At 65.5% G+C, this 8,639-nt stretch carries 5 protein-coding genes; 3 read left to right on the top strand and 2 right to left on the bottom strand.

Going from position 1 to position 8,639, the window contains the following annotated elements; translation table 11 throughout:
• The first annotated feature begins 399 nt into the window (after positions 1 to 399).
• Positions 400 to 1,680 (top strand): group II intron reverse transcriptase/maturase, encoded by a 1,281-nt coding sequence (gene ltrA, locus ACIA8E_RS41195; RefSeq protein ID WP_399307153.1) that lies wholly within the window; start codon positions 400 to 402, stop codon positions 1,678 to 1,680.
• A gap of 194 nt (positions 1,681 to 1,874) precedes the next feature.
• On the opposite strand, the gene ACIA8E_RS41190 is transcribed toward ltrA, so the two are convergent.
• Positions 1,875 to 2,477, bottom strand: coding sequence for a recombinase family protein (locus tag ACIA8E_RS41190; protein ID WP_399307151.1), 603 nt, complete (start codon positions 2,475 to 2,477; stop codon positions 1,875 to 1,877).
• Between the two features lie 468 nt (positions 2,478 to 2,945).
• Between ACIA8E_RS41190 and ACIA8E_RS41185 the strand changes: the two genes are divergently transcribed.
• Positions 2,946 to 4,073 (top strand): hypothetical protein, encoded by a 1,128-nt coding sequence (locus ACIA8E_RS41185; RefSeq protein WP_399307149.1) that lies wholly within the window; start codon positions 2,946 to 2,948, stop codon positions 4,071 to 4,073.
• Positions 4,074 to 4,146: 73 nt separating this feature from the next.
• On the top strand, positions 4,147 to 4,872 hold the full coding sequence (locus tag ACIA8E_RS41180; protein WP_399307147.1) for a DUF6461 domain-containing protein: 726 nt from the start codon (positions 4,147 to 4,149) through the stop codon (positions 4,870 to 4,872).
• Between the two features lie 145 nt (positions 4,873 to 5,017).
• On the opposite strand, the gene ACIA8E_RS41175 is transcribed toward ACIA8E_RS41180, so the two are convergent.
• Complete coding sequence (locus tag ACIA8E_RS41175) at positions 5,018 to 8,059, bottom strand: Tn3 family transposase (RefSeq protein ID WP_399307146.1); 3,042 nt, start codon at positions 8,057 to 8,059, stop codon at positions 5,018 to 5,020.
• Positions 8,060 to 8,639: the final 580 nt, after the last annotated feature.

Here is an 8,639-nt window from a genome sequence, read left to right as displayed (position 1 = left end):
GGTTCGCCCTTGCGGCCCCGGTGGACGCGGAAGCTGTAGATCAGCCGCGACCGCTCTCCGGGACGGAAGCAGGTCATTCCCGCCATCGAGACCCGCCCGGAGCCCCGGCCCCGGATGGCAGCAGCGCGTGGCGGCCAGTCGGTCCGCCAACTCCGAAGCCGGCCAAGGTCGCCGGTGGGGAGGCCACGGTGAAAGCCTGCGGCGTAGTCGTGGCGATGCTGTCGGGGCAGCAGCTGGGCACCTACCTCGTCGATCGGTCACATGGTGAACGTGGGAACCGTCCCCGGTCGCCCTTCCGGCCGGGCAACCAGCCCGGTCGTGGGCAGGCCCGTCGTCGGCTGATGACCGTGGGGCGGGGCGGAGGCTCCGTAGTAGTCCGAGCGCGCGAGAGGCGCGTACATGGCGAAGGGGGCCAGCAAGTCGGCAACGGAAGTGCTGGAATGCCAGGAGGCGTCGGTGAATACTGACGAGCTGGAGTGGGCCTTGATGAAGGCCGAGCGCCGGGTACTGGGGATTCAGACCAAGCTGCACCGTTGGGCGAGCGACGATCCTCGTCGCGGGTTCAACGACCTGTTCAATCTCGTTCTTGATCCCGCGTTCCTTCTGGTGGCGTGGGATCGGGTGCGGGGCAACAAGGGGGCCAAAACGGCTGGGGTGGATGGCCGTTCGGCCTATTCCATCGAGGCCAGGGTAGGGGTCGAGGGGTTCCTCGAAAGGCTGCGGATGCAGGTCAAAGACCGCAGTTTCCGTCCTCTCCCGGTGCGCGAGCGGATGATCCCGAAGGCGAATGGCAAGTTGCGTCGTCTGGGGATCCCGACCGTGGCGGACCGAGTGGTTCAGGCTTCCTTGAAGCTGGTGCTGGAGCCAATCTTCGAGGCGGATTTCGATTCGTGCTCGTACGGCTTCCGCCCGAACCGGCGTGCGCACGACGCGGTGTTTGAAGTACGGCATCTGGCGGCCAACTCTTATGAGTGGGTGCTGGAGGCCGACATTGCCGCGTGCTTCGACGAGATCTCGCACACGGCTCTGATGGATAGAGTTCGGGCACGGATCGAGGACAAGCGGGTGCTTTCACTGGTGAAGGCGTTCCTCAAGGCCGGAATCCTTACGGAATCCGGCGCCTTGCAGGACACCAGCAGGGGAACCCCGCAAGGGGGAATCCTCTCGCCACTGCTGGCCAACGTGGCTCTGAGCGTGCTCGACGAACACTTCGCCGAGCAGCGATCGGACCGCATCGAGCGGGCCAGACGCCGCCGACACGGACTCGCTAACGCCCGGTTGATCCGGTACGCAGACGATTTCGTGATCATGGTGTCCGGCACCAAGGCGCACATTGAGGCGCTGCTTGATGAGGTGGCCGGAGTACTGTCCGGACTCGGGCTTCGGTTCGCACCGGACAAGACGAGAGTGCTCCACATCAACGAGGGCCTCGACTTCCTCGGCTGGCGCATCCAGCGTCACCACAAGCGAGGTACCAGCAAGCAATACGTCTACACCTATCCGGCGAAGAAGGCTGTGAGGTCTTGCGCCGCCAAGGTGAAGGCGATCTGCTGGCAGGACGTGAACCTGCCGCTCGAAGTCCTGCTGCACCGGTTGAATTCGCTGGTGCGGGGCTGGACCACCTACTTCCGACCCGGGGTGTCCCACGCCGCCTTCCGTTACGGCCCAGTTCTCGTATAGCTACGGCCACCCGACAAGTAACTCTGAGTAATCGCTATGACTGTCCGTGTCGCGCCAAGGAAGCTGTTACCAGGGGCAAGGTAGCGCTCGGTGATGTTCTGGGTTGCGCTACTGGGGTCGATGCCGCTCATCCCGCTTCTCGGCCCCGGAGTCCTAGCTCAGACACCAGGGAACAAGTGACCAACCGGTAGCTTTCAGGGCTTCGTGGAGACGGCTTTCTTCGGCTGGCGAGGGACCGTCTTGGTCCTGTCGAGGTGGCCGTACACCGTCGACCGGGGCACGCCGAACATGTCGGCGATCTGCTGGACGGTCTTCTCCCGCTCGTCATAGAGCCGTTGGGCGAGCGCGGCCTGGTCGAGGGTGAGGCGCGGCCGGCGCCCGCCGACACGACCCCGGGCCCGCGCGGAGGCGAGGCCGTCGTTGGTGTTCGCCACGATGAGTTCACGCTGGAGCTCGGCGAGCACGGACAGCATCCCGAACATCGCCCGGCCCTCCATCGTGGAGGTGTCGATGCCCTGCTCGATGACGTGCAGCCCGATCCCGCGCTCGCGCAGTTCGGCGCCGAGCGTCACCAGGTGCAGCACGGAGCGGGAAAGCCGGTCGAGCCGGGTGACCTTCAGTGTGTCGCCCACGCGCAGCAGCTGCATGACGAGGTCCAGCTTTGTGCGGGACGCCTTCGCGCCGCTGGCGACGTCGACGTGGATGTTGTCGCGGTCGACGCCGTGGCGGAGAAGCGCGTCAATCTGATGATCGGGATTCTGGTCGGCCGTCGATGTGCGGGCGTAGCCGATGAGCATTGCCGGAATCTACCCGAAGAGCCGTTCTCCGACGTTGATTTCCGACGCGAGTTGTCGACAGGGCCCACCTGCGGGTTCGTGATCACGGGCTGAAGTGTCGGCAGACGTTCGTTTGCCGACACTCAGGGGCGCCAATTGCACAGCAGCCACACCAATCGCAAGAGTGCCGCGCAAGCCAAGAACTGATCTTCGAGCGCCAACATTTCGATCAAGTTCGGTACGCATGCGACTCCCCCGTTACGGTCCTTCACGGTGTGCACGGAAACGTGTGCACACCGTGCACGTCCGTTCAACGGAAGGAAGTTGATGAGGCGCACACAGCGCATAATCGCGGCGGCTGCCTCGCTGGCAGCCGCCGTGTCCTTTGCTGTCACTGGTAGTGCTACCGCAGCCGATACTCCCGGGCACCAGGCGCTTGGCACGATCAAGGCCGCCGACCTCCCAGCCCCGGAATCGGAGCAGGGCCAAGTGAAGCTCGGCACCGGAAAGTCGTGCTCCCCCATCCAGTCCTCCGCGCGGGCCGCCCTCGGCGGTGCGGCCACGGCGTGTGTCGAGACCAGGCCGCTGACGGCTAGCCGCACCACCACTGCGTGGACTGCCGAACAGACCGCTGACGCCGAAGCCTGCGACATCACTCAGCCGGGCTACTGGACCTGGACCCGGACCGGCGGCATCTGTCTGAACGGTCAGCAGGTCACCTACACGCTCCTCAGCGACAAGGGCGCGGTCTTGGGCACCGGCCTGATGGACGTGAAGAGCAGCATGGACCTCAGCGCCACCAACGTGACCTGGAACGAGCTGATCACCGTCAAGGTGATCGCCGTCACCGGGCAGGTGACGAGCCTCAACGTCTCCTTCGACGTGTCCTGCACCTCGACCTGCTCCGCGCCCAGCAACCGCCCCTGGACGGGGACCAGGACTCTGGGCGTAGGTGCGCAGGCGTCCGGATCTGTCACCTACAACAGCAACGTCGCTTCTGGCGCGTCGGACAGCTTCCAGACGAAGTACCACATGTACGTCACCACCACGGGCAGCGTCCCCATTCAGCCCAACGTCAACTGGGACAGTCCAGTCCAGGCGAAAATCCGATGCGATGCGGAGCTCGCCACGCCTGGCTGTGTCATCCCCGAGAGGAGGGCCACCCTGGAGTACTCGCTCTCTGACCCCAATCACGGGGCGGCCGCCGCTGCCTACGGCTTCGCCCAGGCCAACCTGCGTGACTGGGCCCCGCTGAGCCGGGCGGACGGACTCAACGACGCCAACCGGGCACGCACGTGCGGATCCCAGAGCAGCGACCCATTTGTGCTGCTCCCGCAGTACGTGCCGAATGACTCCTGCGACGAGTTCCCCTTCGCCGGCTCGTTCGAGGGGGGAACCGATGGTGCTCTGTGTGCCGACATCGTCCCACTGTTCCAGAACGGCCAGTGGATGATTTACGAGGCTCGTACGGACAAGCCGGTCACCTTCAATGAGCCGTGTATACGTGGTCACGTCGCTCTGGAGGCCAACCAGTCCGCCGGCGGCAAGTACGGGGCCTTCGTGAAGAACCAGCGCATCCTCGACACCGAGAAGTACAACGTCAACGTCATCGCCTGATACTGGACACCGCACCGTCTAGGGCCCCGAGAATGATTCTCGGGGCCCTTCCGTAGAGCTGAAGGAGATCAACGTGGAAGACTCCTCGCCCATGCCGTGGGCGTGGGCCACAGATCCGAGCACGGTGATGTGGTGCGTGACCTTCACCCGCTGCATCACACCGCACGATGTCCTTGCCCGGTACGGGGCCGACAGCCGGACCGCCCAATTCCTGACTCGACAGCAAGCCGTGCAGTTCAGCGGGAAAGAGGGATCGGTGCTACGTGCCGGGGCCCTGGACGACTGGTCGTTTTGCTTCGAGGAGTACGGGGTCATGGGCGCAATGTCCGGCCCTCTGTCGGCACTCTCCCAAGGCACCGAGACCTTCAGCGTCCTACGGGGCGGGGACGGCATGAATGGCTTCGCGCGCTGGCGCGACGGTCAGTGCACCGAGCGTTTCGAGCCCGGCTACACCTACACCAGACCACCTGCACCACACCCCTGGTGGGACGCCGTGCAGGAACAGCTCGACGCAGCGGGCACGGAGCATCCCGGTTTGGTACCCGTGCTGAAAGCTGTAGCCCACCACACCGAGGCGGCGCTCGACACCGACACCCTCAACGGCCCGCTGCTAACCCTGCTCCTCGACGACAACAGTCGAACCCCCGATCCACCACCTCGGCCGCACCCTGGACCCCTTCAGCCACCGGGACGTCTGCTGGGACCCGCCCTGCCCGGGCTGCCTCCGCCACCTGCGGCACGGCACGCCCCCAACGTCTCCACCATCCAGCACACGCACGGCCTCAAGACCGAGGAATAGCAGCATCGCCCTTGGCGAGCGCGCACGTAATGGTGCGTGGTCCAGATTATGCCAACCCCAGGTCTACGGCCGTGGCTACGCAGGATCGAGGTAGTCCGTTCCACCAGGCTGGACTGCCGGAACGAGGGGCAGCCGACCATCCTCATCAGCTCCCGGCCGCAGCTGCCTCATCCTGCGGACTGCGCGGGCCGGGCACCGTGGCCGCTGTGGCGGCGAGGTCCAGGTCGAGACGGCTGTTCATATCCAGTTCGAATCTTCCATACGGATTCACGTGGGTCCAGAACAGAGGCGACAGTGCCCGCCGGTCTGCCTCGGTGAGCTTGCCGGCCCACTTCGGGTCGGCCAAAACCTGCTGTACCAGCAAGGTATTCACATGCACGAGACTGCTCTGCAAAAGGTGCAGGGCGAGCATCGAGACCTCCTGGCTCTCCTTGTCCGCCCCCGTCAGATCGCCGTCCTTGCCGTAGAACAGGTCCTGGTTCGCCGAATTCCAGTTCTCCACCACCTGCAAACCCTCACCGATCTCCTTGCGCATGTCCGCGTCCGAGAGGTAGTCGCAGATAAACGCCGTGCGCACCGCGCGCCCCAGCTCCTCGATCGCCTGGTAGGTCGGGTGTTTGGGGCCGCCCTTGGTGAACCGGCGTAGGACCTGCTCGGCCTCGGCGGTGCCCAGCCTGAGCGCGGTGGTGTACTTCACGATCTGGTCGTACTGCTGGGCGATCAGGTCCCAGTCGATCGTCCTGGTGGAGAGCACTGGGGCCAGGTGGGGCCAGTTCTTGTCCTCGCCCGCGGCCGGCCGATACAGCCGGGCCCGCCCGATGTTCTTCAGCCTGGGCATCAGCTTGAAGTCCAGCATGTGCGCGAAGGCGAACCCGACGATGGAGGCGCCGTGGGTGTCGGTGTACTGCCGGTCGACCTCCATGTCGGTGCAGTGCCGCAGCACGCCCTCGATCATCGCGGCGACCTCGGAGGCCGAACAGGACTTCAGCTGGCTGTAAATGCACACGGACTTTCGTTCCACGTGCCAATAAATCATGACCCCGGGGCCCCGGTAGCGCTGGTGCCACTCCGTCATGAAGTTCGACGACCACGCGCCGAACTTGCGGCTGTCGGAGGCACACGCCGTACCGGTGCCCCACCACATCTCATCGCGGACCGCGAAGGTGGCGTTGACCAGCTTCACCAGCGCGGCACGCATGTTGGCCCGGTTCACGAACAGGTGCCGCACCCGGCGAAGCGTCGCCTCCGACTCGCCGTGCTTGCCCGTCACCGCGACCCGCTTGATGCCCATGTTGGTGCCCAGCCCGAAAAGGACCAAAAGCAGCCTTCTGCGAAGGACGTCCCTGGGCAGATTCTCTCGCGTTGCCACCGAGGTGAACTCGGCGATGAAGTCGGTGTCGAACTCCGCGTACTTCAAGATGTCCAGCAGATCAATTGTGCCCCAGCGCCGTTCGATCTCGCCCTTCACCGCGACCAGGTTTTCCGGCTCCTCCTGCTTGGGTCGCGGCGAGACCTTGATCCACCCCTCGCCGTTCCTCTTCACGATCGCCACCCCACCGGTGATGTCCTCCGCGAGCGCGGCCTCGAACCGGTCCAGGGCTTCGCGGTGCTTCTGCTGCAGGGCCGCGATGAACTTCGCCGGGTCCTGGGGCTTTTGGATCGCGTCGTAGTGCACGTCCCGGTTGTCCTCGAAGTCCTGCGGCAGGTCGTCCTCCGGGTTGCGCCACCGGTTCGCCCCCACCACCCATATCTCCCGGCGCCGCAACGCTTCGCGCAGGCTGACCAGCACGCACAGCTCGTACGGGATGCGCTCCACGCGGTCCTTGTCGTCCACCACCGCGGCCCGCCACTGATCGGGCACTACCCCCTCCAGCGGCACACTCTCCGCCGCGTCGAAGAACGCGCCCTCCTTGGCGATGGGCTGGTCCAGGTACCGCTGGAGCAGGTCGATCGCGTCCATCACCGGCCGGTAGGCGGTGTTGTTGCACTTGAGCGTCAGCGCTTTGAGCAGCGGTTTCAGCATCCGCCGCCAGTGCGCCGAATACGCCGAGCGCAACACCGTGCGAATCCGCGCCTTGTACTTGGCCTCGTTCGCCGCCGCCTCCGCGGCCAGCGCCTTCAACGTCTTCTCCCCGCCGACCACCGGATAGATCACCCTGCGGACCGTGCCCGAGGGCTCGGACAAAGCGGCCTCGGCGACCCGCAGCATCATCGCCTCCTTGCCTCGCACCTTCTTCAGCTCGCCCGTCAGCTCCCTGTCGACCTTCTTCTCCGCCCTGGTATTGATCTTCAGCACTAGCTGGATGAACAGCTCCACCAGCGAGTCAGTGATCTCCGTGTGCCGCACGTGGCACAGCGCGGCCAGCAGCGTCAGACGCATCGGCGGCTTCATCCGCTCCAGGTTCGCCGGGTACTCCTTCGCCGCCCGCGCCCGCCAGGCGTCCACCTGCTTCTCCGACACGTCCGCGAACAAGTCCGCCGGCAACTCCAGCTTCCGCACCCGCTGGAGCTTGTCCACCTCCGCGAACAAGCTCTCCAGCCCCGGTGCCCCCGGGTCAGCCTTGAGCTCGGTGAAGAACGACCGCCCGCCACCTGTTGTTGCCTGGTCCCCGGACCGCTCCGCACCCTCCTCACTGCCCGCGACCAGATCCTCCAGCCGCGAACGCGTCGCGTGGGACAGCCGGTCCACGGTGTTGCGGCAGAACTGCGCGTCGAAGTCTTTGACCGCCTTGCCCACCAGACGGCCGACCTGACCGGGCGTCGGCGGCTCGATGTGGTCATTGCGGCAACGGGCTACGACCGCCTCCGCCAGCCGCTCGCGGGACATCTCCACCCCGCACAGCTCCGCCGTCAGCCACTCGGCCAGCTTCTCCTGGTCCTCCTCCATATTCGCCCGGAAACCGAAGGCGTCACGGATCTCCGTTCGATGACGGGTGGCCGCCCGGCCCCGCCAGTCGTACCCTGCCCACTCCTGCGCCGGCACCTTCACCTGCTGGGCCACATAAGCCACCGCGGCGGCCGGGACTTCACCGTCGGTCTCCGGGAAGCGGGCCTCAACCTCGAAGAACTTCAGCATCATCGCGAAGCCCAGCCTGTTCGCCCCGGACTTGTTCCGCAGCCGCTTCATGTCGTCTTCGAGCAGTGTCCAGACCTCGATGAGCTCTTCCGGCTCCCAGTCCTGACGCACCCATTGCTCCTTCGCCCAGCCAGTTGGATCACCACATCGTGGCGATCCGTCAGCAGAAGCGGAACGAGCGAATCCAAACCGACGCCGGATGGTTACTCAGCGTTACTTGTCTGGTGGCCGTAGCTATACGAGAACTGGGCCGTTACCTGCGTGCCGTTGTCTGGCGTCAGGTTTTCGGGTGGATGCGGCGCAAGCACCGCCGGGCCACATGGAAGGATCTCCGCCGACGATACTGCGGTGGTGGTTGGTGGCCTGCTGGGGATGGGGCGATCCTGCTGGACCCGGCGAAGGTGCGGACAACCCGCTACCGATACCGCGGTGCAGCGATCCCGGCCCCCTGGCCGAGTACTGCATGAGGAAAACCGCATGTCCCCACGAGACTTGTGGAGAGCCCGTTGCTCAGTAATGGGCACGGCGGGTTCGGAGGGCGGCCCGGGAAAACGGACTGTTTGAAAGACCAGTACCGCGTCCCGGGCCGACCCTACGCCGGCGAGGCAACGAGAGTCTCCAATCGTCTGCGGGGGCTGATGACGCAGATCCACCCGCATCTGGAGCGGGTTCTCGGTCCGCGGATCCAGCA

The organism is Streptomyces sp. NPDC051664, assembly GCF_044453545.1.
Taxonomy (GTDB): domain Bacteria; phylum Actinomycetota; class Actinomycetes; order Streptomycetales; family Streptomycetaceae; genus Streptomyces.
This window is presented reverse-complemented; position numbering and strand designations above follow the sequence as displayed.